Source organism: Chryseobacterium sp. 3008163 (genome assembly GCF_003669035.1).
Classification (GTDB): Bacteria; Bacteroidota; Bacteroidia; order Flavobacteriales; family Weeksellaceae; genus Chryseobacterium.
Genome location: NZ_CP033070.1, coordinates 2,277,576 through 2,301,729, shown reverse-complemented (window position 1 = coordinate 2,301,729; position 24,154 = coordinate 2,277,576). Strand labels below are relative to the sequence as shown.

Below are 24,154 nucleotides of genomic sequence, written 5' to 3'. Positions count from 1 at the left end.
GAAACGTTTTCAGGATAAAACCTAAAAAAGCACTTCAATCGAAGTGCTTTTCTTTTATGTATTCAAATGGAAATTTAAAATTCCATTGTAACTTCAAGTTTTTCGGCTAAAAGTTGCTCGATTTTTACTTTTAATGGCTCAATGTCGATGTTCTGCATTGCGTCATTGGCAAAAGCGTAAAGCAATAATGCCTGAGCTTCTTTTTAGAAATACCTCTTGCTCTTAGATAGAATAATGCATCTTTATTGAGTTGACCAACTGTACAACCATGAGAACACTTCACATCATCTGCGAAAATCTCCAATTGCGGCTTGGTGTCGATTGTTGCTCCTTCGCTTAATAAAACGTTGTTATTTTGCTGATAAGCGTTGGTTTTCTGAGCAATCTTGTTTACAAAAACCTTTCCGTTAAAAACACCGTGAGATTTATCTTTGTAAATACCTTTGTAGTTCTGGTAACTCTGACAGTTTGGAGTATTATGGTGAACCGCTGTATGGTGATCGACCAACTGATCTTTCCCGATAATCGTAATTCCGTTCATGAAAGAGTTGATATTTTCTCCGTTATGAATAAAATCAAGATTGTTTCTGATGATCTTTCCTCCAAAAGTAAACGTATTCACAGTCGTTAAGCTATCTCTTTCTTGTTTTGCAAACGTATGATCTACCAAATAAGAAGTATCGCTGTCGTTCTGAATTTTGTGCCAGTCTGCTTTTGCATTCTGATACGTGAAAATTTCAGTTACCGAATTGGTAAACACAAAACTCTCATCAAAATTATGATGACTTTCGATGATTTCTACTTTTGCTCCTTCTTCTACAATCAATAAGTTTCTTGTATTGTAGAACGTGTTTTCTTCCTGATTTTGAGAAAGGTAAAAAACGTGAATCGGTTTCTCAATGATCACATTTTTCGGGACTTTCAAGAAAAATCCGTATTTGCAATACGCCTGATTTAAATTTGTAAAAGCTAAATCTTTTGCGGCAATCGTATTAAAATATTTATCGAAAACGTCTTTGTGATTCTCATCATTCAAAGCATAGTTGAAAGATAAAAATTCTGCATTTTCGATAGAAATGTTTGAAAGCTCTTTGTGAAGCTGACCGTTTACAAAGACAATCCAGTCAAAATTTTCTTCTCCCAAATGCAGCTCATCAAGCTGTTCTTTGGTGATGTTGTGACTTTCTTTCGGGAAAAAATTGTAATCTTTCTCCGTGATTTCTTTGATGTTGGTATACTTGTATTCTTCGTCTTTCTTGGTAGGAAAACCTTTGATTGCAAATTTCTGAAGCGCCGTTTTTCTGTCGTCATCTAAAAATCTATGACGCAGACTCTCCAAAAATTCACTGTGATTTTCTATTGTTTGATCGTATAAAGCCATTACTGATATTTCGGCCATCACACCTTTATTATAAATTTAATTTGTATCAATATCGCAGTTTTTCACTGCCTTTTCGACTAAGGATTGATAAAAAACTTAACCAAAAATATTTTATTAGTTAAGCAACCAGTCGTACCCTTTGCTTTCTAATTCTAAAGCTAAAGATTTGTCACCTGTCTTAATGATTTTTCCGTTCGCTAAAACGTGTACATAATCAGGCTCAATATAATTTAGCAATCTTTGATAATGCGTAATCAAAAGAACTGCATTTCCTTCGTTTTTAAACTGGTTTACACCGTCTGCAACGATTCTCAAGGCATCAATATCCAATCCGGAATCTGTTTCGTCAAGAATCGCCAATTTAGGATTCAGCATCATCATCTGGAAAATCTCGTTTCTTTTCTTTTCACCTCCCGAAAATCCTTCGTTCAATGATCTTGAAAGGAAATCTTTTTTAATTCCTAATTTCTCAGATTTTTCACGAATCATAGCCAGCATTTCTTTTGCAGGCATATCTTCCAATCCGTTTGCTTTTCTGTTTTCGTTTAAAGCAGCTTTAATGAAATTCGTCACAGAAACTCCCGGAATTTCTACCGGATACTGAAATGAAAGGAAAATTCCTTTGTGCGCTCTCTCTTCAGGAGCATCTTCAATAATGTTTTCACCTTGAAAAAGGATTTCTCCTTCCGTTACTTCGTAATCTTCTTTTCCTGCAATCACAGAAGAAAGAGTAGATTTTCCCGCTCCGTTGGGTCCCATGATCGCATGAACTTCGCCCGGCTTGATTTCAAGATTGATACCTTTTAATATTTGCGCGCCATCTTCAATTCTGGCATGTAAGTTTTTAATGTTTAACATATATTTTTAATTTATCGCAAGGTTAGACAAAGATTTTTATTTGTCTCCTGTGTTATCTTTAAAAGATAAACAAAGGCGCTAACGCTTAGCGAGGAAATACTATTTCTTTTTTTAATATTTAAATTTCATCAAGATTGTTTGCTATTCTTCTAACACCGTCCTTAAAAAGTTGAGAATTAAAATTTAAAAGCATCCCTAATTTAAAATTTCCGATTCTCAAATAATTTTTTAACTGTAAAGCATGAAAATTATTTAAGCTTTCTACTGATTTAATTTCTAAAACGACTTTATTTTCAATTAACAAATCCATTTTGAAAGCTCTTTCTAAAATAAGTTCTTCATATTGGATATTCAGGAATTTCTGTTTTTCAACTATTAATCCTTCTTTCCGTAATTCATAAAATAAACAATCTTCATAAATGGTTTCAAATAAACCAACACCTAATTTTCTATGAATCTTTAATCCGCTTCCAAATACAATTTTTGAAATCTCATTTTCTGTCATTTGTTTGTTTTTCGCAAAGATACAAGTTGAAAATTAATTTCGATTGTATTTCTTTCCTAAGCGTTAGCGGCTTAGTTTATCTTAAAATAAGCGAATCGCTTTTAAAAAAAATCTTTGTTTTACTTTGCGATAAAATCAAATTATCCTACAGAACCCTCCAAAGAAATCTCAAGTAATTTCTGAGCTTCAATGGCAAATTCCATTGGTAATTTATTTAAAACTTCTTTACTGAAACCATTGACAATCAACGCAATTGCTCTTTCGGTATCGATACCTCTCTGGTTACAGTAAAAAATCTGGTCTTCACCAATTTTTGAAGTGGTAGCTTCGTGTTCTAGCTGTGCAGTAGGATCTTTAATTTCGATATAAGGGAAAGTATGCGCTCCACATTCGTTACCCATTAAAAGTGAGTCACATTGTGAAAAGTTCCTGGCTCCTTTTGCAGAAGGCATCACTTTTACCAATCCTCTATATGAGTTTTGAGATTTTCCTGCAGAAATTCCTTTCGAAATAATTGTTGATTTTGTATTCTTACCGATGTGAATCATCTTTGTACCTGTATCGGCATACTGATGATTGTTGGTTACTGCGATAGAGTAGAACTCACCGATAGAACCGTCACCTTTTAAGATACAAGACGGATATTTCCATGTTACAGCAGATCCTGTTTCTACTTGTGTCCATGAGATTTTTGCTTTTGTTTCGCACAATCCTCTTTTGGTTACAAAGTTGAAAACTCCTCCTTTTCCTTCTTCATTTCCTGGGTACCAGTTTTGCACTGTTGAATATTTAATTTCAGCATTATCCATCGCGATCAGTTCTACAACTGCTGCGTGAAGCTGATTTTCGTCTCTCGACGGAGCTGTACAACCTTCAAGATAAGAAACATAACTTCCTTCATCAGCGATGACAAGTGTTCTTTCAAACTGACCTGTTCCGGACTGATTGATACGGAAATAGGTTGATAATTCCATAGGACATCTCACCCCTTTTGGAATGTAGCAGAAACTTCCGTCAGAAAATACTGCGGAATTCAATGCTGCATAAAAGTTATCACCTCTAGGAACTACTTTTCCAAGATATTTTCTTACTAAGTCCGGATGATTTTTGATCGCTTCGGAAATTGAACAGAAAATAATTCCTTTTTCTGCTAAGGTATCCTGAAAAGTTGTTTTTACAGAGATAGAATCGATTACAATATCTACGGCAACATTTGAAAGTCTTTTCTGTTCTTCGATGTTGATTCCTAATTTGGCGAAAGTAGCCAATAATTCAGGATCCACTTCGTCTAAGCTTGCCAATTCTGGTTTAGCTTTCGGTGCAGCGTAATACTTAATTGCCTGAAAATCTGGTTTTGTGTATTTGATGTTTGCCCACTCAGGCTCAGTCATTTTCAACCAAATCTTGAATGATTCTAAACGCCATTCTGTCATCCATTCCGGTTCTTCTTTTTTAGCAGAAATAGCACGGACGATGTCTTCGTTTAGACCAATTGGGAAATCTTCGTAATCGAGTATGGTTTCCCAACCGAATTCGTATTTTTTATTTTCTAAATCGACACGTAAGTCGTCTTCAGTATATTTACTCATTTTAATAGATTTTAGAGATTAGATTTAAGATTTAGAGTATTCTAAATCAGTACTTCCAATGTCTAATTATAAGCTAAAACTCTCACCACAACCACACGTTCTGGCTGCATTAGGATTGTTAAAAACAAATCCTTTTCCATTCAATCCACCTGAGTATTCGAGGATAGTACCTGCTAAATAAAGAATAGATTTTTTTTCTACCACAATTTTGATGTTATTGTCTTCGAAAATCTGATCGGTATCTGTTTTTTTGTTGTCAAAACCCAAAACATATTCCAAACCAGAACAACCTCCGCTCTTTACCCCAACTCTTATATAATCTTCTGCCGGATTAAAACCATCTTCTGTCATCAGTTGAATGGCTTTTTCCTTAGCATAATCTGAAACTTTTATCATTGTATTTATTTAGAATGATTTAATAGTGCAAAAATACGAACAATAATCAGTATATAAAAATCGTCGTTTTTATTTTATCGATTTTTATCATCGATGGTTTAACTTTGATGCATATTTAAAATCAAAACTATAAATCAGGAAAATAATGAAAAAATTAGGCATTCTTGCTGTAGTCTTGCTTGCACAGGCTACTTTCGCACAAACTAACAGATTTGTTTATCAGGTAACTTCAAAACCAGATGTCAATAACAAAACTGATATTAAAACTGAAAATGCATATTTAGATATATCTGCAGAAAAATCCATGTTCTATTCTGAAAACAGGATTAAAAGAGATTCAGTGATGAAAGCCAATTTTCAAAGCGGTGGTGCAAGAGGTTTTAACAGAGAACAAATGGAAGGTTTGAGAACGAATATCAATTATTCCATTGAAAAAGATAAAAAAAATCAGAAAACCTTATATAAAGACCGTTTGGGAAGAGATCAATATTCATACGAAGAAGATCGACCTCTGAATTGGAAAATTTTATCTGAAACCACAAAAATTGGTGAATATAAAGTGCAAAAAGCCGAAACCGAGTTTGGCGGAAGAAAATGGACGGCATGGTTCACAACAGATCTTCCTTATCAAGACGGTCCTTATAAATTCAGCGGACTTCCAGGTTTGGTTGTGAAAGCTGAAGATGCTAACGGAGATTATTCATTTGATTTAATGAAAAATTATAAAATTGCTGATTTTCCTGAAATGACAACATTCGGAAATGTTATTAAAGTTAAAAGAACTGATTACGTAAAACAACAGGAAAAATTTAAAACTGACCCGATGTCTTTCATGAATAATCAACGTGGCGGTGGAATTTCTCCTCCAATGAGAATCGGCGGCGGTGGAAACCAAAATCCTGCAGACATGAGAAAGCGAATGGAAGAAAGAGCTAAAGAAGAAGCAAAAGAAACAGCAATCCGATTGAACTGAAATAATAAAAAAGGACTGAAGAAATTTTCTTCAGTCCTTTTTGTTATCTTAAAAGTTGATTAAAGGTATCTCCTTGTTTGATGTCTCCAGAGTTATATCCTTTCATAAACCATTCTTTACGTTGGGCTGATGACCCGTGTGTAAAACTTTCCTGATTCACATAACCTTGTGATCTTTTCTGAATATTATCGTCACCTACAGCTTCTGCTGCTTCAACTGCAGATTCTAAATCGCCCGGTTCAAGAAATTTCTCTCTCTCGTTAGAATATCTTGCCCAAAGTCCGGCATAGAAATCAGCCTGAAGTTCAGTAGCTACAGAAACCTGATTAAGTTGTGCTTCAGAATATCTTCCGCTTCTTCTTAATTGGTCTGTTTTATCTAAAGTTCCTAGAAGATTTTGTACATGATGTCCCATTTCGTGAGCCATTACGTAAGCGATGGTAAACTCTGTGACTTTTGCTCCGAATTTTGACTGAAGTTCCTGAAAGAAACTCATATCCATATAAACAGATTGATCGGTTGGGCAATAAAATGGTCCCATTGCGGACTGTGCTTGTCCACAACCGGAATTTGTACCTTCTCTAAACAAGACAACTCTGGCTGGTTTGTATTGCATACCGTTTTCGGCAAAAATTTTAGTCCAAGTTTCTTCGTTTTCAGCAGTAATCATTTTAACGAATTCCCCCACTTGCAGGTCTCCTTGACTCAGTTCTCGCTGCTCGGTTCTTGGTGATGAACTTCCACTTGAAGAAAGAATTGCCGAAGGATCTCCTCCAAGAAAAAATACGATTGCAGCAATGATGATTGTTCCTAAACCGCCCCCTACAATGGCGCCGCCACCGCCGCCGGATCCTCTTCTGTCATCTACGTTGCCACTTCTGTCGTCTGTCCATTTCATTTGTTTGTTATTTTTATATGTAAATTTAAAATATTAAATAATATTTTTGTCAAAAATTACAATTAAAGTGAGAAAAATTCAAATTGCTCTTTTGTTTTTAAGCTTAATCACTATTGCGGCTTGTAACGACAGTGAATCTAAAGAGGATACAGTGGAAAACGTTGATAAAAAATCAGCCATCGAAACCGAACTTTCTGTGCAGCATATTGATACGGCAGATGTTTTAATAACAAAGCACAAAATCTGGAAAAACAATAAACTTTTTAAAGAAATTATAAAAAGAGATACCATTCCGAGTTTGGGAGATACCTTGCAGATCGTGGAAGATGAAAGTGGTAATGAGCATGATGCTAAGGTGAAAAAAGATTACGAATTTTATATAACCGTGCAGTAATGAAAAAATCAAGTTCTATAAAATTGCTTTTCGTCACAGGGATTCTTGCGGCTTGTTCTCAGGAAAAACCAAAAGAAGAGTGGGGGAAAGAAAAAAAGGTATACATGAGATCAGATACTACGGCATCATATTCCAGATCACATGGTTTCATGACTGGTTTCTTGCTATATCATGCATTCCGTCCTTATGGTGCTTACAGCAACGGCGCTTATCAAAGAGCGGGATATTACAGTGATGCAATCAGTTCAAAGTCGAATATTGGCAGAAGTTCTTACAAAGGAAATGTCGTGAGAGGAGGATTGGGTAGAAGTGGTTTTAGAGCATCATCGTAATTATGAAGAGAATACAATCACAATTCCGGAAAAACTGGGAACATAAACTTGAAAACCTCGGGTTTGGCTATCATTCTTTGGAAGGACTTTATTGGGATGAAAGTCATTATTACGAATTCTCATCAGAAGAAATCAACAAAATAGAAAATGCAACTGCAGAATTGTGGCAGATGTGTCTTCAGGCTGTTGATTATATTATTGAAAAAAATCTTTGGGATAAATTCAATATTCCCGAATGGTTTAGAAATTATATTATTACAAGTTGGGAAGAAGATCATCCGTCTATTTATGGGAGATTTGATTTTGGTTTTGATGGCGAAAATTTAAAATTGCTTGAGTTTAATGCAGACACGCCGACCTCTTTATATGAAGCTTCGGTCATTCAGTGGTATTGGCTGCAGGAGATGTTTCCGTACAAAGATCAGTTCAATTCAATCCATGAAAAGTTGGTTGATTACTGGACGTATCTTAAAAAATACATGAATCCGCATTATATTTATTTTGCTTCATTAACGAATATTGAAGATGTAACGAATGTGGAATATTTGAGGGATTGTGCTACACAAGCAGGTTTCGAAACAGAATTTATTCCGATTCAGGATATCGGTTGGGCAGAAGATATTCAAGAATTCATTGCAGGCGACAGAACCGTTATGGAATATATTTTTAAATTATATCCTTACGAATGGATTCTGCAAGATGGTTTTGGCGAAAAATTGATCAGCAATAATTTCAGATCTCAATGGATGGAGCCGGCATGGAAAATTCTTCTTTCCTCAAAAGCTATTTTGCCGATCCTATGGGAAATGTTCCCGAATCATCCATATTTATTGGAATGTTATTTTGAACCGAAGCATTTAAAAGATTACGTTAAAAAACCAATTTATTCAAGAGAAGGAGCCAATGTGAGTTTATTTAAAAATAATATTGCGATAGAAGAGAATGAAGGTGATTACGGAAAAGAAGGTTTTATTTATCAGCAATTGTTTAACCTCCCAAACTTCGACGGAAATTATCCTGTCATCGGAAGTTGGGTGATTGGTCAGGAAGCTGCCGGAATCGGGATCAGAGAAAGTGTACATTTAATTACTAATAATCAGAGTAGATTTATTCCTCATTTGATCGACTCAAATAAAATTTATATAAAAGAAAAGGAGCTGTAAAAGCTCCTTTTTTATTTCAGTAGATTCTGGTTTTACTTTCCAAAACCGATGTTACCTTTTTTATCAGAAAGATTTCTTTTAAAATTAATCATGCTTAAAGCGGTCACTGCTGCTTCTACGCCTTTGTTTCCAAGATCACCACCGCTTCTTGCGATCGATTGTTCTTTAGTGTCATCTGTCAAAACGCAGAAAATCGTTGGAGTATCGGTTAAGATATTGCAGTCTTTAATTCCCTGTGCGACTGCGTCACAAACAAAATCAAAATGCGGAGTTTCACCTCTGATCACACATCCGATAGCAATTACTGCGTCAAATTTACGCTCTTTGCAAAGCTGCATGCTAGCATAGTTCAATTCAAAAGCTCCCGGAACGGAAAATAATTTGATGTTTTCAGACTTTACGCCTTCTTTCTCAAGAATTTCTAAAGCCGCATCACGTAGATTATAAGTTACAAAGTCATTCCACTCAGAAAAAACAATGCCGATAGAAAAATCCTCGGCATTATTTATATGAAGTGGCTTGTAATCTGAAAGATTAACTGTTGCCATGTTTAGTAATATTTAGTCATTTCAATATAAGAATCAGACATTCCGTTGTCGTAGTCCTGATATTTTTCGTCAATTGCTGCGAAATATTTTTTAGCTTCTGCATTTTTCTTCATTCCCAAAGCAACGATTCCTGCTTTTCTTGTGAAGAAGTAAGATGTATAAGGATCATCTGAAGCCGAAGCAGCTTTGTCTAATAAAGATAATGCTTCGTCATTTTTGTTAAGACCAGATTTTGCATCAGCCATTGCGCCATACTTCATCGCCATCAATGTTTTGTTGTCAGAAGAAAATTTATCTAAAAGATCAAAAGCCTCCTGAAATTTCCCTTCTTTAAATTTCAATAAACCTGCATTGTAAGCAGAAAGTTTACCTATTTTAGTTGAAGAATATTCGTTGTAAGTTCCTAGGTAACCAGGATTAGCAGCAGATTTCCCACCTAAAGCTTCTTTATCTTTACCTTCTGTAAGATTTTTCTGAGCAGCTAAATACGTTTTTACCGCTTCAGCATTCTTTGGAGCTACCACAAATTGCTGGTATCCGAAATAAGCTAAAACTCCTACAACTAAACCAATAAAAGCAGCACTTAATGGTTTTTGATATTTTTCTAAGAATCTTTCTGTGTTTAAAGCCTCTCTGTCAAGGTCTTTAAAAAATTCTACTGTTTCTTTACCTTCTTGCTCATTTGGAGCATTTTTTCCCAATTTTGCCATAAATTCTTAAAAAATTGAACTGCAAATTTAATTGTTTCTGAGTGATTTACAAAATACTTTGCAGGTATTATTAAATGAATTGTAATTTCTTTATTTTTCCATTAATTTTTCTATGATTTAAATAAAAGAATTAATGATTGTAAATTTTTAATATTCTAAAGTATGATAAATTTCCGCATCAAATTTCTTGAGCTTTTCTTCACCTTTTAGATCTTTTAAACCAATCAGAAAACTAAACTGAACGACTTTTGCTCCTTGCTTTTCAACCAATTTTGCTGCTGCTTCTGTAGTTCCTCCTGTTGCTAAAAGATCATCATGAATTAAAATTCTCTGACCTTTTTTGATTTGACCTTCACGGGTTTCTATTTCTGCACTTCCGTATTCCAAATCATATTTTTCTGAAATAATCGGCGGCGGAAGCTTGCCTCTTTTTCTGATTAAAATAAACGGAACATCCAAAGCTACTGCGATGGCAATCCCGAAAAGATAACCACGGCTTTCAATTCCGCAAACTGCATCTACTTTGCCTTTGCTGAATTTAACCAAATCTTCAATAACTTCTTGGTAAAGTTTTGTGTCTAAAAAAATGGGCGAAATATCTTTGAACTGAATTCCAGGAATCGGAAAGTCTGCGATATTTTCAATCGTGTTTTCCAATTTTCGTATCAGTTCTTGTGATGCCATGTTTTATGGATTGATTTTATAACTTGAAATTTTCCATTCTCCGTTCACGCTTTTCAGTCCGAAAGTTGCTTTAAGAGAAGTTGTTCTTCCATTTTTATCCGTCACATCGTACGTTGCATTTACACTTGCTGCGTTAGGATTTGTGGCATTTGTTGTAATGTTTTTCACACTCACATTTTTCACAGCTCCAAAGCCTGAAGTCGGGTTTGAGAATGACTCATAGCTTCCCCAGCTTGGGTTGCTTGATGAATCAAATGCTGCTTTTAAATTTTGTGAGCTTACATTATTTAAAAATTTGCTTACTGTATTTTTCGGATCAGCAGTTGGCTGCTTTGGCTGAGTCGGTGTAGTAGTATTTGGATCTGTAACAGTACCAGTTGTTCCTGTTGGATTAGTCGGATCAATTACTGCATTCGGATCTTGTACCACCATTGTTGAATCTGTTTTTGGAACTTCAGGAACTTTCAATGCGTTAGGATTTACATCCAATCCGATTTTTGACATTTTGAAAGTCTTCGCTGTTGTTTTTACAGAAACTGTGATGTCAATTTTATTGTCAACAATTTTAGATGCCAATAAAGATGAAAATCTAAGATTAAAACCTCTGAAATTATTATCCAACATCAGATTTTTAGCCGTTGAAAGCTTCACACCATTGCTGAAAACTTCTAAAGTAGTTTCTAAAGCTGCACCATTGAAAACAATAGGTCTTCCTGCATTATCTACCAATCTAGGAATAATTTGTATAGCTGTCGGTCCGTTTCCGGTATCGCCGCTTAATTGAGTTACAATATTTAGAGAGTTTGCTTTTACATCATTCGGGTCGCTTTCTTTTGCCGTTTCGTCACCGAAGATATTCATTTCTCCTAATGAAGGCGGAGCTGTACTTGCCCACTCAATACCGTTTTTCTGAGCCACCTGATCTGCCATTGATAAAATCTCCGGAACTTTTTTTCCGTCAATCAGCTGTCCTAAAGCTTTCAACTCATTCACATCACCTTCAGCTTCTACACCGAAAGTTTTTAGAATATATAAAGCTTCATTAAATTTGATTTGTTTAATGGTTGTAAGGCTTGATGCCATGTCATTGATGCTCGATTGTAAAGTCTGAGTCGTAGTTGCATCGGCATGGTCTTTTTTACAAGCTGTAAAAAGAAGTAAACTAAATAGCAGTAGAAAAGTTACCTTTTTCATTTGTTTATGGTTTGATGCAAATTTAGTAAAACCTTTATGAATACAGATTTTTTATTTTTTGTTTTCTTTTTCCTTTAAATCTTCTTTGAAGAAGGTACTAAAAATGGTCTGCATATTCGGGAACGATGCATCCTGCCAATACTTGGTTTTGTAGTTGCTGACGTTTTTGTCATATTTCACTTTTTCTACATCATTTTTATAACTAAAATCTAACTCTGTAGGATGGAAATTTCTGTAAACGATAACTTGGTTATAATCTGGCTCAGTTTTATGTTTCAGTTTGATGAAGGCAATTTCATTTGATTCTAATAAATCTCTTAAAGTTTTCTTTGAGTCTTTTTCGTAGGAAATATTAATGATTCCTCTTACGTCAAAGAAACGGTAGCCAAAAAACGCGAATTCTTTTTCCTGAAGAGCTTCGCCGGTAATTTCGATTTCATCTTTAGTTGTTCCTTTAAGTTCTTTTACTTTTGTATTTTTTTGTTTGTATTCTTCGATGTTTCCTACACTTTTTAATTTGGGTAGATCAAGAAACGAATTGTAATCCCAAGAACTCATTTCTTTTTTCTCGTTTTTAGCACCTTCTAATCTGAAAATTCTATACTGCTCAATATTTGTGCTTTTTACTTTTTTGGTTTTATTATCGAAAACGTAGGTCACGATTCCATCTACATAACAGTTTAATTTATTGTTTAAAGTAACATAAGCATTAAAGTTTCCTTTTACTAAAACATATTTTGCAGGTTTATTGTTTTTGATGACAACGGCTTCAATATCTTTTACTCTGTCATTTAGTTTTACAACATCTTTATCCAATTCTGCATAAGAAAATGCTCCGAGTGATATATTCTCATAGACTAGTTGAAATTTTTCCTGTGATGGAGTTAATGTTTTTCTTTCAATTTTTCCGTCAATGTCAGAATAGGCGACGATGCTTCCGTCTTTTCCGAATACGGAAACTTTTGGCAAGGGTTGGCTTGTTTTCTCCGAAAGAAAAGTTGTGGTTTGTGCGCTTACAAAGTTGAGCAATAAAATAAATAGCAAAGAGAGCAGTTGAGTTTTTTTCATGGCTTATTATTTAGGTTTATTTATTATTAAGACAACGAATTTTAGAAAAGGTTGCCTTAGATTACAAAAAAAAGACTGATTTATTATAAATCAGTCTTTTAAAATTTTATTTTGTTACAAGTCCTTAGAAAGGATACTCATAAATTTCAGATTCGTGAAGGTAAGGATTACCTGTCGGAATTAATTTCAATTTAGATAATGCAGACATTACTGTGAAGATAAATAATCCTGCAACAAATAATACAGATCCCAATACTAATAAAAGTACTTCTGGAGTGTTCCAATATGGACCAACTGTTCCCGGCATTACCATATTAAAGTAATCTAATAGGTGACCTAAGATTACGACAACAGCCATAATAGTAACCACTTTGTAGTTTCTCTTGATGCTAGAACTTACCAATACTAATAATGGTAATAAGAAGTTGATGATCAACATTGGCAAGAAAGTGACTCCGTAGTGTTGGAATCTACCGAAGAAGTAATTTACCTCTTCCGGTACGTTTGCATACCAATATAGCATAAACTGAGCAAACCATGTGTACGTCCAAAGCATACTTGTAGCAAAAAGGAAAACTCCTAAATCGTGCAAGTGATTGTCATTGAACTGTGGCAAGAATCCGTTTTTCTTAAGGTAAACACTTAGTAAGATAATTACAGCGATACCACTAGAAAGACAGCTAACCATAGAATACCAGATATACATTGTAGAATACCAGTGAGGGTCAATAGACATCAACCAGTCCCAAGCCCAAGCTGCAGAAGCAAACCCGAAGAATGCGATATATCCTACTGCCCATCTGTAAAGGAACTGATACTCAACCAAAGATTTTGTATCATCTACTTTTTTAGACTGTGCTTTCAATTTCCATGCGAAGAATGAAGCTCCGATTACGTAGATCAAAGTTCTGATAGCATAGAAAGGAATATTTAAGAATCTTTTCTTTTCAAATAAGATCACATCAAAATGAGCTGAGTTAGGATCTGTTAAGTCCGGATCCATCCAGTGGAATAGGTGACCTTGGTGGAAGATATTCAATAACATTAATATTATTAAGATAGCTCCTCCGTAAGGAATATAAGAAGCAATAGCTTCCATTACTCTTGTGATAATAATTGGCCATCCTGCGTGAGCTGCGTGCTGAATACAGTAGAAAAACAATACCGCACAACTTACTCCGAAGAAAAACACTGCTACAAAATGAATTGCTGCTAAAGGTTGGTTATGAACCTGCATTGTAGCATGTTCAAGATGTGAAGCGTGATCCTGAGGTCCTATCATCTCACTAGAGTGAGTAGGTGCATCGTGACCTGCAGAGTGTACTGCCTCCATCATATGTTCTATTTTTTCTTGAGTCAATCCATGATTCATGAAATAACCGATTCCAAATAGAACTAAACCTACAACAAGAAGTATTATAGAAGTTGATTTTAATTTTGGTGAAAAACTATACATTTCTTTTCTTATTTTTTAGTTGCGGTAGAATCTGTTTTTGCTGCTGTAGCTGAAGCTGCTGCCGGTGCGCCTTTTTTGAAAGCGTTGATCACATACATTGCAACTCTCCATCTGTCTCCAGCGTTCAATTGTCCTGCATAAGAACCCATTGCATTTCTACCGTTAGTTAATACATAATGAACAGAACCTACAGTGATTTCTCTGTCTGCATAATTTGGTACACCTGAGTATGCTCCGCTTTGAACAATTGGCCCTTGTCCGTCACCACCAGTTCCGTGGCACGCTGAACAAGTACGATCAAATAACATTTTACCTCTTTCGATATCTTTCGCAGCGTTAGCAGGATTCAAAGGAGAAGAAGTTAATGATTTTGAAGCATCATAACCTGCGTTATACTCATCCGGATTTTTTGGAAGTTTACCTTCTTCAAAAACACCGTCTTTATTTTGAGCAACAGAACCTTCTACTGGAGAAAGACCTGTAGCGCCATTATTTCTAACAAATGCAGGAATCTCATTTTCATGATCTGAATATGCATCCTGAGCTTTCATCAAAGGATCGTAAGCTACCGGAAAGTACATATCCGGGAAATATACCAATGGTGTATTTTCTTTCGGTCCGCAAGAATTAAGTAAAACTGCTGTTAAACCTAAAACTGCTGTAATTTTTAGTACATTCTTTTTCATTTTAAGCATCTTTAACAGTTATTTCTTCAACTCCCGTATCAACAAGCAGCTGCTTAATAGATTCTACATCTTCAGTAATAAATTCCATCATGAATTTATCATCTGTAGTTCTTGGATCTGGGTTCTGAGCCGGAGCACCAGGATACATTTTGTTTCTAACTAAGAAAGTTAGAGACATCATGTGTGCTGCACAGAACACCATTAATTCAAACATTGGAACTACAAATGCAGGCATGTTTCTGGACCATTCAAAAGCTGGTTTACCACCAATATTCTGAGGCCAGTCATGATTCATAACGTACCAAGTAACTGTTGCGCCAATACTTACACCATACAAAGCGTAGATAAATGCAGCATCAGAAATTCTTGTTTTCTTTAAACCTAAAGCTTTATCTAGCCCGTGAACAGGGAATGGAGTATAAACTTCGTTTATTGCGATTCCTTTATCGTTGAATGCTTTAACTCCGTTCATTAGATCGTCGTCGTCCGCATAAAGTCCGTATACAATTTTAGTGGTGCTCATCTCCTTCTTTTGCTTTATAAGTTTCACCTGAGATTTTCAAAATCGATTTTAATTCGGCCTGTGCAATTACAGGGAATGTTCTTGCATATAATAAGAATAATACAGAGAAGAATCCGATAGTTCCTAAGTATACACCTACGTCGATAATGGTTGGTTTAAACATCGTCCAAGATCCTGGCAAGTAATCTCTTGAAAGGTTGATAACGATGATGTCAAAACGCTCAAACCACATACCGATGTTGATGATCAATGCGATAACAAATGTTGCAATAATATTTGTTCTTATTCTCTTGAACCAGAATAATGCAGGAATAATCAAGTTACATGTAATCAATGCCCAGAAAGCCCACCAGTACGGTCCTGTTGCAGCACCCGGAGAAAGATAAGTAAAATCTTCATATCGAGAACCAGAGTACCATCCGATGAAATATTCTGTTCCGTAAGCTACCGTTACCATACCACCTGTTAAGATGATTACGATGTTCATAATTTCAATATGATACATTGTGATGTAGTCCTCTAGATGACAAACTTTTCTAGCGATCAACAATAGGGTCTGTACCATTGCAAATCCTGAGAAGATTGCTCCTGCAACGAAGTAAGGAGGATAAATCGTAGAGTGCCATCCTTTAATTACTGACGTAGCAAAGTCAAAAGATACCGTCGTGTGTACCGAGAATACTAATGGAGTAGCCAAACCTGCCAATACCAAAGATAATTCTTCGAATCTCTGCCAGTGTTTTGCTTTACCACCCCAACCAAAGGCAAGGAATGTATAAATTTTCTTAGTCCAAGGAGTTTTTGCTCTGTCTCTGATCATTGCAAAGTCAGGAATCAATCCCATAAACCAGAATACTGTTGATACTGAGAAATATGTTGAGATTGCAAATACGTCCCAAAGTAGAGGAGAGTTAAAGTTCCCCCAAAGAGAACCAAACTGGTTAGGAAGAGGGAATACCCAATATCCTACCCAAACTCTACCCATGTGGATAACCGGGAAGATTGCTGCCTGTACAACTGCGAAGATCGTCATCGCTTCCGCTGAACGGTTTACAGACATTCTCCAACGCTGTCTAAATAATAATAATACTGCGGAGATAAGTGTTCCGGCGTGACCGATACCTACCCACCATACGAAGTTGGTAATATCCCAACCCCAGTTAATAGTTCTGTTAAGCCCCCATGCTCCAATACCTGTCCCGATAGTGTAGGCGATACAGCCGAATCCGTAGATGAATAGAACTAAGGCTGCATATAGTGATACCCACCATAATTTTCCTGCTCTTTCTTCGATAGGTCGTGCAATATCTTCTGTGATATCGTGATAAGTTTTGTGACCAATAATCAGAGGTTCCCTTATCGGAGCTTCGTAATGTCCTGACATTTTTTACCTATTTATTATTTAAACTTTAATTTTCTGCTCTGTTTCTTACTTTAGTGTGATAGAACACGTTTGGTTTTGTGCCGATCTCTTCAAGTAAATGATATCTTCTGTTGCTAGAATATAATTCTCTCACTTCAGATTCTTTGTCATTCATGTCTCCAAACATCAGTGATCCTGTTGAACAAGCCGAAGCACAAGCTACTGAATTTTTAAATTCATTATCTGTTACTTTTCTGTTTTCCTTCTTAGCATTTAAGATGGTAGCCTGAGTTTGTTGGATACACAATGAACATTTTTCCATTACCCCTCTTGTTCTTACAACAACATCCGGGTTAAGTACCATTCTTCCTAAATCGTTATTTTGATTAAAATCAAAACGGTCATTCAGGTTATATGTAAACCAGTTGAAACGTCTTACTTTGTACGGACAGTTGTTTGCACAATATCTTGTACCAATACATCTGTTGTATGCCATGTGGTTTTGACCTTGCTTACCGTGTGAAGTAGCCGCTACCGGACATACCGTTTCACAAGGAGCGTGGTTACAGTGCTGACACATTACCGGCTGGAAGATTACATCTGGACTTTCATTTGGTTCAATCAAGATGTCGTACAATTGAGGAACATTTAAGCCTCTTTCAACACCTTCTTTAGTCTCGATTTTTTCTTTTGCAGAATAGTAACGGTCAATTCTCAACCAGTACATATCTCTAGACATTCTGATCTCTTCTTTACCAACAACTGGAACATTGTTTTCTGCCTGACAAGCAATAATACATGCTCCACAACCAGTACAAGAGTTCAAGTCAACTGATAAGTTAAAGTGAGGACCGTCTGTATCATCAAATGCATCCCAAAGGTCAATTTTACCTGCTGGTAATGCACCGCTGATGGTGTGATATTCCAATGGCTTGTTCCATCCGTGGTGTTCATCATCAAATGCTACATTTAAGTATTCCGTTAACGGAACTTCTTTAGCAATATCATAACGACCCATTAGAGTGTTTTGAAGCTGAATACCTGCAAACTCGTGGCTTTCACCTGTTTTTTCTATTTTAACATTAGAAATAACAAGATTTGAACCATCAAATAAAGGATAAGCATTTACCCCTGTATCTGCAGTTGCTCCCGAATCTTTTTTACCATAACCAAGCGCAAGACCTACTGATCCGTCTGCTTGTCCCGGCTGAATAAATACAGGAACGTCTTTTATTGTTACTCCGTTTACTGTAAGATTTACAATAGAACCGTCTAACTGCATTCTTGCATTCAGATCATTTTCTATACCTAAATCTTTCGCATCTTTCGGAGAAATCGTTAAGTAATTGTCCCAAGACATTCTTGTCAATGGATCCGGTAATTCCTGCAACCAAGGATTGTTTGCCTGAGTTCCGTCACCTATTGAAGTCTTAGTATATAAAACTAATTCTAAATCTGAAGCTTTAAAGTTTCCTAGTTCAGCAACAGCCTGTGCAGCGTTTCCGCCAGCGTAAGATAAAGTAGTTGCATTAGTAGAAGCTACGATACCATTATACAAAGCTTTATTGAATGAAGTTCCACCTAAAACAGAAGCTGAATTCGCTTTTAAATAATCGTAATAATTGTTTGCTGCGTTGTTCTTTCCGTTTTTCCAAACCAATAGAGATTCTTCAATCTGTCTTGATTTGTAAATTTTCTGGATCGTTGGCTGCATTAATGAATAAACTCCAGACTGAGGCTCAATATCACCCCAAGATTCTAGCCAGTTAGCTACAGGAATTACAGCCTTCGCTGCTTTATACATTTCATTTTTCTTGTCTGCGACAGCAATAACGTAAGGAACTTTAGCTAAAGATTTTTTGAAATCTTGTCCTTTGTGGTGAGAATAAATTGGGTCAACGTTGTTCGTGATTAAAACACCAACTTGTCCGCCATTTACCCATCCTAAAAATTCCTGGAATCTTGCTTTGTCAAACTCTTTTAGGAAGTTTGCTTTACCAGTGAAAGCTACTGATCCTAATTTTTGGTTGATTAAGTGAGCTAAAACCTGAGCACCTTTAGAACCATCAGCGAAAACTACAGCTTTGCTGCCTTTTGCTGATAATTCTTTAGCAAGCTCGTTAGCTAATTTATCTGAAGAGCCACCTCCAACGATTGCGTTGTAAACTTCAACCAAAGTTTTGTTTACAGCACTTGGCTTTAATCTGTATCTTGAATCTGCATTAGCACCTGTCAATGACATGTTTGATTCCACCTGAATGTGTCTCAACATGTTTGCTCCCGGCTTTCTTGCTACAGCGTAAGAAGTCTCTAAACTTGCTGCATTGTATTCTCCTAAGAAATCTGCTTGGAAAGCAACCACCAATTCAGAACCTTTAAGGTCATAAACAGGTAAAGCTCTCTGTCCGAATACTTCCTGTGCAGCATCCAAAGAAGCAGCGTAAGGAATTGCATCATAAGTTACCAGTTCAGCGGTAGGATATTTAGCTTTAAATTCAGCAAATAATTTTTTGAATGTCGGCGAAGCAAAAGAGTGAGATAATAAAACGATTCTTTTACCTGAAGCTTTAGCTTCTTCTAAACCTTTGATTACAAAATCATCTACTTTATCAAAAGTTTCGTCTTTCCCTTCAAACTTAGGTTGTTTTACTTTATCATTATCATAAAGAGAAAGTACACTTGCCTGAGCTCTTGCGTTAGTTTTACCTAAATCACCAGCTGCCGGATTCGGATCAATTTTGATAGGTCTCCCTTCTCTGGTTTTTACTAAAACACTTGCGAAATCGAAACCGTCAAAATATGTTGAAGCGTAATAGTTAGGAACTCCCGGAATAATATCATGCGGTTTTACCACATAAGGAATTGTTTTGATTACCGGTGCCTCACAAGCTGCTAAAGTAACTGCTGCAGTAGAGAATCCTAATAACTTCAAGAAATCTCTTCTTGTTGTACTAGCATCACTTTTCTCAGCATCTCCTAAGAAATCTTCTACCGGAATTTCTTCTTGGAACTCTTTAAGAGCCAGCTTACCGTTTAGGGAAGGGTCTTTAAGTTCGTGAATACTTCTAAATTGTATTTTGTTTGAAGCCATTTATACTTCTGATTTTTTAGTTATTAATAATGACATTTACCACACTCAAGACCTCCAATTGCATCTACAGTAATCTTACCACCATCTTGAGGGTATTGCTTTTTAAGCTTTTCGTGTAGATTTTTGAAGTATTCTTTATTATAACCGTTGTTCATATCAACTTCTGTAGTTCTGTGACATTCGATACACCATCCCATAGTGAAGTCGTTTGCCATTTGTACCACATTCATTGTATCAATTTTTCCGTGACATGCTTTACACACAACATCAATCTTGTTGTCAGGATTTTTCTTGTTGAATGAGTTGATAATCGCTTGTTCACCTGCTACTACGTGCTGAGAGTGGTTGAAGTAAACGAAATCTGGCATATTATGAATTCTTGTCCATTCTACAGGAGTTGTTTTACCTGTGTACTGTTGTTTTTCTGCATCCCAACCAGTTGCAGCATAAATCTTCTGGATTTCTCCATCGTAGAATGCTTTATCTTTTCCTGGCTCAATGTATTTACCTTTGTACTCAGAAATTGTTCTGTGACAGTTCATACAAACGTTCATAGAAGGGATTTCAGAAACCTTACCGTATTTAGCACTTGAGTGACACAATTGACAGTCGATTTTGTTTTCTCCAGCGTGAATTTTGTGAGAGAAGTAGATAGGTTGTTCAGGCTTATATCCTTTGTAAACACCGATCCACATGATCCAGTTCCATACACCATAAGTAGCCAAGATCGCTAAAACAGCTAAAAGACCTTTACCGATGTAGTGGTATTTTTCGTAGATTTCACTGAAAGATTTTACTCTTGTTTCGTTAAGTCCAGCTAAATCATCAGACTGACCTAATTTCACTAACTGTCTCAGTTTGACTAAGATCCAAACCAATAAAGCAGCAATTGCTAAAAGTGAAATGATAACGATACTTGAAGTAGTATTGTTTGCTGGTGCAGCACCAGCTGTTTCTGTTGTCGGATTTTTAGGTTCTTCTACAACAGGTGCAGGAGGATTAGTTGTATACGCTAAAATATCGTCAATATCCTTATCTGCAAGATTAGGAAAGACCTGCATTTCAGTCTTGTTGTACTTTTCAAAAACTTCGTTAGCATACTTATCGCCAGAAGCTCTAAGTGCTTTGTTGTCTTTAATCCACTTGTGAAGCCAAGCTGTATCTAGTCCCTGCTCAGATTTAAGTCTTTCTACCACACCTTTCAATGCTGGTCCTACAACTTGTTTGTCTAAAGCGTGACATGCCGTACAGTTTGCCTTAAAAAGTTTCTCACCATTTGCAGGATCGCCCTCTTGCCCGTAAATTGAAGCACTTGTTGATAGCAATAAACCTATCGCAATCAGCCCTTTTTTATAATGCTTTCTCCAACTAATCATTTAAATTGTCTTATGTTAGTAAATATTGAATCTGTAATCAATCCCGCAAAAATAATATTTTTAACATGAATTTAACGGCATATACAAAGGGGAAAATGTCATTATGGTTTAATTTGTAACTATTCTAAATAACTATGGTTGCTGTATTTTCAAATTATTCTAAATTTGCAGAAACAAGTTTAAATGAGAAATTTCATAAAAATATTTTCAGTACTTTCTATCTTTGGTTTTTATACCTTTGATGCCCAACAGGTTGTAAAGAGAGATACATTGTCCGGAACAGAGCTGGTAATGACGATGGATTCGCGAGTGAGCGATGCAATGGGTAGTCTTGAAGAGAAATGTGCAAGAGTTCCGGTGAATAATTCTACGCATACAGATTACGATGCTCCGGCGAGACCACCTAAAATTTTTGTTCCAAGTAGGGAGTTGACGAACGCAGAAGTTTGTAGAAAAAACCCAAGAATTTTAGGATTCAAAATTCAGATTACAACGGTAAAAAGTAATGAGGAGGCAAACGAAGTGAAAGCCTATTTCAGAAAAAGATTCCCGAATCTGAAAGTTGAAACTGATGCATCTTTAAGACCAAATTACAAGATTTTAGCAGGAAGTTATTTTACAAAACAAAGTGCTGCGGCTGATCTTTCAAGAGTAAGAGAATACTTCAAATCTGCGGTTGCTGTACAATACAGAATTTTTTGTGCTGAAGCGAAATAGATTTTAAAATATTTTAAAAAGGGCGGAGAAATTTAAATTTCTCCGCCCTTTTTTTATTGGTAGTATTTGTTTAGAAATTCAAAGAAATCTATCATACGGTGGTAATTGTTTAGTAGCAAATAAACTGTTAAAATACCGATACTTATTGTCAGAAAAGACAATGTTTTTGGTGAATCTCCGTATGCGAAAAATAGCCAACCTATCAGTAATGGATAAACAAAAATAAAGTGCCCGCCGTAGATATACGAGGTGTGAAGGCCAAATCTGAAGATGCAGTGAATGGCAATATCTACCAAAAATGAAATCATAAGAATCTGAACCAATTTGTTCTTGAAGTTTTTAAAATAACTCCACAAAACAAATCCTAAAATCAGTCCGATGAAAATGTAAGCAAATGCGGTAGAGTAAGTCTCCATGAAGATGGCTTTAAAGTAAAAACCTTTCATATTGTGTTTTTCTCGGATGAAAAAACTTGGGAAAAGGATATTTCCTCCAAAAAAATAAGAATAAATCATATCCCAAATCGGCGTCGACTTCACATTCGAGAACTTTTCATACTGTTCGCCAGATTTCGAAAGGATGTTTTGATACTTAAAATCAATCCGGTTCAGATATAAAAGAATAAAAACTCCACAAGATAGGATCACTCGGAAAGCTGCATTTCCAAATTTTTTCCAGCTCTTAAATAGGCCTTTTTCAAAAATGATTGGGATAAATATTTTAACAATATTTGTTACGGTCAGCCCACCGATTGTTACTCCAGCAAGTACCAATGCAGAACCCGCAATTTTTCCGTCTTTTTTAAATTTAATAGCGGTGTAATAATTGAATAGAACCAATAAAAACAGCGTGTAGGTATATGTTTCCGGCGTGAAAGAAAGAAGAATATTCGTTGAAAATAAACTGAAAAAGAAAACAATCAATAAATTGATCAATAATGGAAGTCTAATGATATTTTTTAGATATTTATAAATCTGAACCAAGCTTAAACTGATAATAAAATTGCTTAACCAAGTCAGAATTAATCTGAAATTTACATCCGTTTTTCCATTCGTAAAAAACAAAACAGAATCTCGCATCCAATTGAAAAAGTAGTAGGAAAGTGGGTGTCTTTCAAAGCTTCCGCCGGTCATAATGATGGCTTTATTGTCAAAACTGAAATACGCATCCCAGGGAATTCTGCTGTCGAAAATAATTCGATAGTTGAGTGCAATGTATGAGCCCAAAATTCCGTAGGCAGTTAAAAAGAAGATGAAAATTCCCAACTCAAAAAATGTAGAAGGAAAAACAATTTTAAAAAAGTTTAAAAATTTTGATTTGATAGACACGTATTTAAATTTCTGCAAAAATAAAATAAAAAAACTCACCGATTGAGGTGAGTTTAGTATATTATTTAAGAATAAGTTTAGTCTTTCAATATTTTTTCAGACTGAGTACTGCCGTCAGCAAACTCAACTTTTAATAAATATGTTCCTTTTGTGAAAGAATTGATATTTACTTTTTCTGAATTTGTTTGTAATAGTACTTTTCCTGTAAGATCATATACAGTAGAAGATTTTATCTTTTTATCAGTTTTGATATTGATTTCTCCTTTTGTTGGATTAGGATAAATGCTTGTTTTAGATTTTGAAACTTCGTCGGTTGATAGCGTTGTTGCTAAAACTTGTACGTCATCTATTGCAACTGCATCTGCATCATTTGCAACATACCTAAACCTTACTTGAACATTCGCTTGTCCTATGTATGGAGATAAGTTGATTTGTACATTAATATTTTGATAAGTGTCAGTAGCATCTAAGCCATCACCATCATCAGACCAACCCACCTGATTGTCTTCATTCCATAAATTGGTCCATAATGACCCTCCATTGGTAGAAATTTGTACTAATAAATCTCCTGCATTATCACGAATCATGTAAACCCAACCTACTGTTACCTTAAATTTCAGAATTGGGCTAGCTGCTCCAACTAAGCTAAAAGATGGAGTTACTAAATTTGCGGTATTTGCCTGATTAGTATAGTCTACTCCTGCAGATTTTGTTCCTGCTAAAGTAAACCAGGTCGATACACTCACCGGAAGGGGGGTAGCTTGCCAAGGTCGGGTCGCTACAGTAGAAGTAGCTGTCCATCCTGTCGGTGGAAACGTAGTTCCCTCAAATCCTTCTGATAGTAATGTCTGTGCATTAATTGATAGACAAGATAGAATTCCTAAAGAGAGTAAAACTTTTTTCATAATATTTTTTTATAAA

At 35.7% G+C, this 24,154-nt stretch carries 23 protein-coding genes and 1 pseudogene; 5 read left to right on the top strand and 19 right to left on the bottom strand.

Going from position 1 to position 24,154, the window contains the following annotated elements; translation table 11 throughout:
• Positions 1-74: 74 nt before the first annotated feature.
• From sufD to EAG08_RS10335, 5 genes and pseudogenes are all read right to left on the bottom strand, one after another.
• Positions 75-1,381, bottom strand: a pseudogene (sufD, locus tag EAG08_RS10355) (Fe-S cluster assembly protein SufD).
• Between the two features lie 114 nt (positions 1,382-1,495).
• Positions 1,496-2,239: a Fe-S cluster assembly ATPase SufC gene (gene sufC / locus EAG08_RS10350; RefSeq protein WP_059135694.1), complete on the bottom strand. Its 744-nt coding sequence runs from the start codon at positions 2,237-2,239 to the stop codon at positions 1,496-1,498.
• A gap of 118 nt (positions 2,240-2,357) precedes the next feature.
• A complete protein-coding gene (locus EAG08_RS10345) occupies positions 2,358-2,744 on the bottom strand; it encodes a GxxExxY protein (RefSeq protein WP_129535362.1) in 387 nt (128 codons plus the stop codon).
• 140 nt (positions 2,745-2,884) lie between these two features.
• The gene (gene sufB / locus EAG08_RS10340; RefSeq protein WP_129535361.1) at positions 2,885-4,333 is read right to left on the bottom strand and encodes a Fe-S cluster assembly protein SufB; all 1,449 of its coding nucleotides are present in this window, start codon (positions 4,331-4,333) and stop codon (positions 2,885-2,887) included.
• Positions 4,334-4,399: 66 nt separating this feature from the next.
• Entirely contained in the window at positions 4,400-4,729 is a 330-nt protein-coding gene (locus EAG08_RS10335; RefSeq protein ID WP_129535360.1) for a HesB/IscA family protein, read from the bottom strand.
• Positions 4,730-4,874: 145 nt separating this feature from the next.
• On the opposite strand from EAG08_RS10335, the gene EAG08_RS10330 reads away from it, so the two are divergent.
• The gene (locus EAG08_RS10330; RefSeq protein WP_228446492.1) at positions 4,875-5,702 is read left to right on the top strand and encodes a GLPGLI family protein; all 828 of its coding nucleotides are present in this window, start codon (positions 4,875-4,877) and stop codon (positions 5,700-5,702) included.
• Between the two features lie 43 nt (positions 5,703-5,745).
• Here EAG08_RS10330 and EAG08_RS10325 read toward each other — a convergent pair whose 3' ends face one another.
• On the bottom strand, positions 5,746-6,600 hold the full coding sequence (locus EAG08_RS10325) for a neutral zinc metallopeptidase (protein WP_129535359.1): 855 nt from the start codon (positions 6,598-6,600) through the stop codon (positions 5,746-5,748).
• Positions 6,601-6,646: 46 nt separating this feature from the next.
• Here EAG08_RS10325 and EAG08_RS10320 point away from each other — a divergent pair, with 46 nt between their 5' ends.
• From EAG08_RS10320 to EAG08_RS10310, 3 genes are read left to right on the top strand one after another with little or no spacing between them, the layout of a single operon-like run.
• Entirely contained in the window at positions 6,647-6,994 is a 348-nt protein-coding gene (locus EAG08_RS10320; RefSeq protein WP_129535358.1) for a hypothetical protein, read from the top strand.
• Positions 6,994-7,326 (top strand): hypothetical protein, encoded by a 333-nt coding sequence (locus EAG08_RS10315; protein WP_129535357.1) that lies wholly within the window; start codon positions 6,994-6,996, stop codon positions 7,324-7,326. The genes EAG08_RS10320 and EAG08_RS10315 overlap by 1 nt, the downstream gene beginning before the upstream one ends.
• Before the next feature lie 2 nt (positions 7,327-7,328).
• On the top strand, positions 7,329-8,489 hold the full coding sequence (locus EAG08_RS10310; protein WP_129535356.1) for a glutathionylspermidine synthase family protein: 1,161 nt from the start codon (positions 7,329-7,331) through the stop codon (positions 8,487-8,489).
• A gap of 32 nt (positions 8,490-8,521) precedes the next feature.
• Here EAG08_RS10310 and ribH read toward each other — a convergent pair whose 3' ends face one another.
• From ribH to EAG08_RS10255, 11 genes are all read right to left on the bottom strand, one after another.
• Complete coding sequence (gene ribH, locus EAG08_RS10305; RefSeq protein WP_129535355.1) at positions 8,522-9,037, bottom strand: 6,7-dimethyl-8-ribityllumazine synthase; 516 nt, start codon at positions 9,035-9,037, stop codon at positions 8,522-8,524.
• A gap of 2 nt (positions 9,038-9,039) precedes the next feature.
• Entirely contained in the window at positions 9,040-9,747 is a 708-nt protein-coding gene (locus tag EAG08_RS10300) for a tetratricopeptide repeat protein (protein ID WP_129535354.1), read from the bottom strand.
• A gap of 147 nt (positions 9,748-9,894) precedes the next feature.
• Positions 9,895-10,431 (bottom strand): adenine phosphoribosyltransferase, encoded by a 537-nt coding sequence (locus tag EAG08_RS10295; RefSeq protein ID WP_129535353.1) that lies wholly within the window; start codon positions 10,429-10,431, stop codon positions 9,895-9,897.
• A gap of 3 nt (positions 10,432-10,434) precedes the next feature.
• Positions 10,435-11,625 (bottom strand): hypothetical protein, encoded by a 1,191-nt coding sequence (locus EAG08_RS10290; protein WP_129535352.1) that lies wholly within the window; start codon positions 11,623-11,625, stop codon positions 10,435-10,437.
• Positions 11,626-11,676: 51 nt separating this feature from the next.
• Entirely contained in the window at positions 11,677-12,693 is a 1,017-nt protein-coding gene (locus EAG08_RS10285; protein WP_129535351.1) for a hypothetical protein, read from the bottom strand.
• Between the two features lie 124 nt (positions 12,694-12,817).
• Positions 12,818-14,149, bottom strand: a complete 1,332-nt coding sequence (locus EAG08_RS10280; RefSeq protein ID WP_129535350.1) for a quinol:cytochrome C oxidoreductase — start codon at positions 14,147-14,149, stop codon at positions 12,818-12,820.
• A gap of 8 nt (positions 14,150-14,157) precedes the next feature.
• Positions 14,158-14,844, bottom strand: coding sequence for a c-type cytochrome (locus tag EAG08_RS10275; protein WP_129535349.1), 687 nt, complete (start codon positions 14,842-14,844; stop codon positions 14,158-14,160).
• A complete protein-coding gene (locus EAG08_RS10270) occupies positions 14,837-15,358 on the bottom strand; it encodes a DUF3341 domain-containing protein (protein WP_129535348.1) in 522 nt (173 codons plus the stop codon). The genes EAG08_RS10275 and EAG08_RS10270 overlap by 8 nt, the downstream gene beginning before the upstream one ends.
• Entirely contained in the window at positions 15,345-16,742 is a 1,398-nt protein-coding gene (nrfD, locus tag EAG08_RS10265; protein WP_129535347.1) for an NrfD/PsrC family molybdoenzyme membrane anchor subunit, read from the bottom strand. Before nrfD ends, EAG08_RS10270 begins: the two co-directional genes overlap by 14 nt.
• A gap of 25 nt (positions 16,743-16,767) precedes the next feature.
• On the bottom strand, positions 16,768-19,812 hold the full coding sequence (locus EAG08_RS10260; protein WP_129535346.1) for a TAT-variant-translocated molybdopterin oxidoreductase: 3,045 nt from the start codon (positions 19,810-19,812) through the stop codon (positions 16,768-16,770).
• 23 nt (positions 19,813-19,835) lie between these two features.
• On the bottom strand, positions 19,836-21,188 hold the full coding sequence (locus EAG08_RS10255; protein ID WP_129535345.1) for a c-type cytochrome: 1,353 nt from the start codon (positions 21,186-21,188) through the stop codon (positions 19,836-19,838).
• 183 nt (positions 21,189-21,371) lie between these two features.
• On the opposite strand from EAG08_RS10255, the gene EAG08_RS10250 reads away from it, so the two are divergent.
• Positions 21,372-21,905, top strand: coding sequence for an SPOR domain-containing protein (locus EAG08_RS10250; RefSeq protein WP_129535344.1), 534 nt, complete (start codon positions 21,372-21,374; stop codon positions 21,903-21,905).
• A gap of 53 nt (positions 21,906-21,958) precedes the next feature.
• Here the strand turns inward: EAG08_RS10250 and EAG08_RS10245 are convergent, their stop codons facing one another.
• Together EAG08_RS10245 and EAG08_RS10240 are read right to left on the bottom strand one after the other, a co-directional pair.
• Positions 21,959-23,233 (bottom strand): DUF6080 domain-containing protein, encoded by a 1,275-nt coding sequence (locus tag EAG08_RS10245; protein ID WP_129535343.1) that lies wholly within the window; start codon positions 23,231-23,233, stop codon positions 21,959-21,961.
• Positions 23,234-23,310: 77 nt separating this feature from the next.
• The gene (locus tag EAG08_RS10240; RefSeq protein WP_129535342.1) at positions 23,311-24,138 is read right to left on the bottom strand and encodes a T9SS type A sorting domain-containing protein; all 828 of its coding nucleotides are present in this window, start codon (positions 24,136-24,138) and stop codon (positions 23,311-23,313) included.
• Positions 24,139-24,154: the final 16 nt, after the last annotated feature.

Excerpts from the sequence above, each read along its gene's own strand:
- sufC (WP_059135694.1), bottom strand. The coding sequence starts at position 2,239 with ATGTTAAACATTAAAAACTTACATGCCAGAATTGAAGATGGCGCGCAA.
- EAG08_RS10345 (WP_129535362.1), bottom strand. The coding sequence starts at position 2,744 with ATGACAGAAAATGAGATTTCAAAAATTGTATTTGGAAGCGGATTAAAG.
- sufB (WP_129535361.1), bottom strand. The coding sequence starts at position 4,333 with ATGAGTAAATATACTGAAGACGACTTACGTGTCGATTTAGAAAATAAA.
- EAG08_RS10335 (WP_129535360.1), bottom strand. The coding sequence starts at position 4,729 with ATGATAAAAGTTTCAGATTATGCTAAGGAAAAAGCCATTCAACTGATG.
- EAG08_RS10330 (WP_228446492.1), top strand. The coding sequence starts at position 4,875 with ATGAAAAAATTAGGCATTCTTGCTGTAGTCTTGCTTGCACAGGCTACT.
- EAG08_RS10325 (WP_129535359.1), bottom strand. The coding sequence starts at position 6,600 with ATGAAATGGACAGACGACAGAAGTGGCAACGTAGATGACAGAAGAGGA.
- EAG08_RS10315 (WP_129535357.1), top strand. The coding sequence starts at position 6,994 with ATGAAAAAATCAAGTTCTATAAAATTGCTTTTCGTCACAGGGATTCTT.
- EAG08_RS10310 (WP_129535356.1), top strand. The coding sequence starts at position 7,329 with ATGAAGAGAATACAATCACAATTCCGGAAAAACTGGGAACATAAACTT.
- ribH (WP_129535355.1), bottom strand. The coding sequence starts at position 9,037 with ATGGCAACAGTTAATCTTTCAGATTACAAGCCACTTCATATAAATAAT.
- EAG08_RS10300 (WP_129535354.1), bottom strand. The coding sequence starts at position 9,747 with ATGGCAAAATTGGGAAAAAATGCTCCAAATGAGCAAGAAGGTAAAGAA.
- EAG08_RS10295 (WP_129535353.1), bottom strand. The coding sequence starts at position 10,431 with ATGGCATCACAAGAACTGATACGAAAATTGGAAAACACGATTGAAAAT.
- EAG08_RS10290 (WP_129535352.1), bottom strand. The coding sequence starts at position 11,625 with ATGAAAAAGGTAACTTTTCTACTGCTATTTAGTTTACTTCTTTTTACA.
- EAG08_RS10285 (WP_129535351.1), bottom strand. The coding sequence starts at position 12,693 with ATGAAAAAAACTCAACTGCTCTCTTTGCTATTTATTTTATTGCTCAAC.
- EAG08_RS10280 (WP_129535350.1), bottom strand. The coding sequence starts at position 14,149 with ATGTATAGTTTTTCACCAAAATTAAAATCAACTTCTATAATACTTCTT.
- EAG08_RS10275 (WP_129535349.1), bottom strand. The coding sequence starts at position 14,844 with ATGCTTAAAATGAAAAAGAATGTACTAAAAATTACAGCAGTTTTAGGT.
- EAG08_RS10270 (WP_129535348.1), bottom strand. The coding sequence starts at position 15,358 with ATGAGCACCACTAAAATTGTATACGGACTTTATGCGGACGACGACGAT.
- nrfD (WP_129535347.1), bottom strand. The coding sequence starts at position 16,742 with ATGTCAGGACATTACGAAGCTCCGATAAGGGAACCTCTGATTATTGGT.
- EAG08_RS10260 (WP_129535346.1), bottom strand. The coding sequence starts at position 19,812 with ATGGCTTCAAACAAAATACAATTTAGAAGTATTCACGAACTTAAAGAC.
- EAG08_RS10255 (WP_129535345.1), bottom strand. The coding sequence starts at position 21,188 with ATGATTAGTTGGAGAAAGCATTATAAAAAAGGGCTGATTGCGATAGGT.
- EAG08_RS10250 (WP_129535344.1), top strand. The coding sequence starts at position 21,372 with ATGAGAAATTTCATAAAAATATTTTCAGTACTTTCTATCTTTGGTTTT.
- EAG08_RS10240 (WP_129535342.1), bottom strand. The coding sequence starts at position 24,138 with ATGAAAAAAGTTTTACTCTCTTTAGGAATTCTATCTTGTCTATCAATT.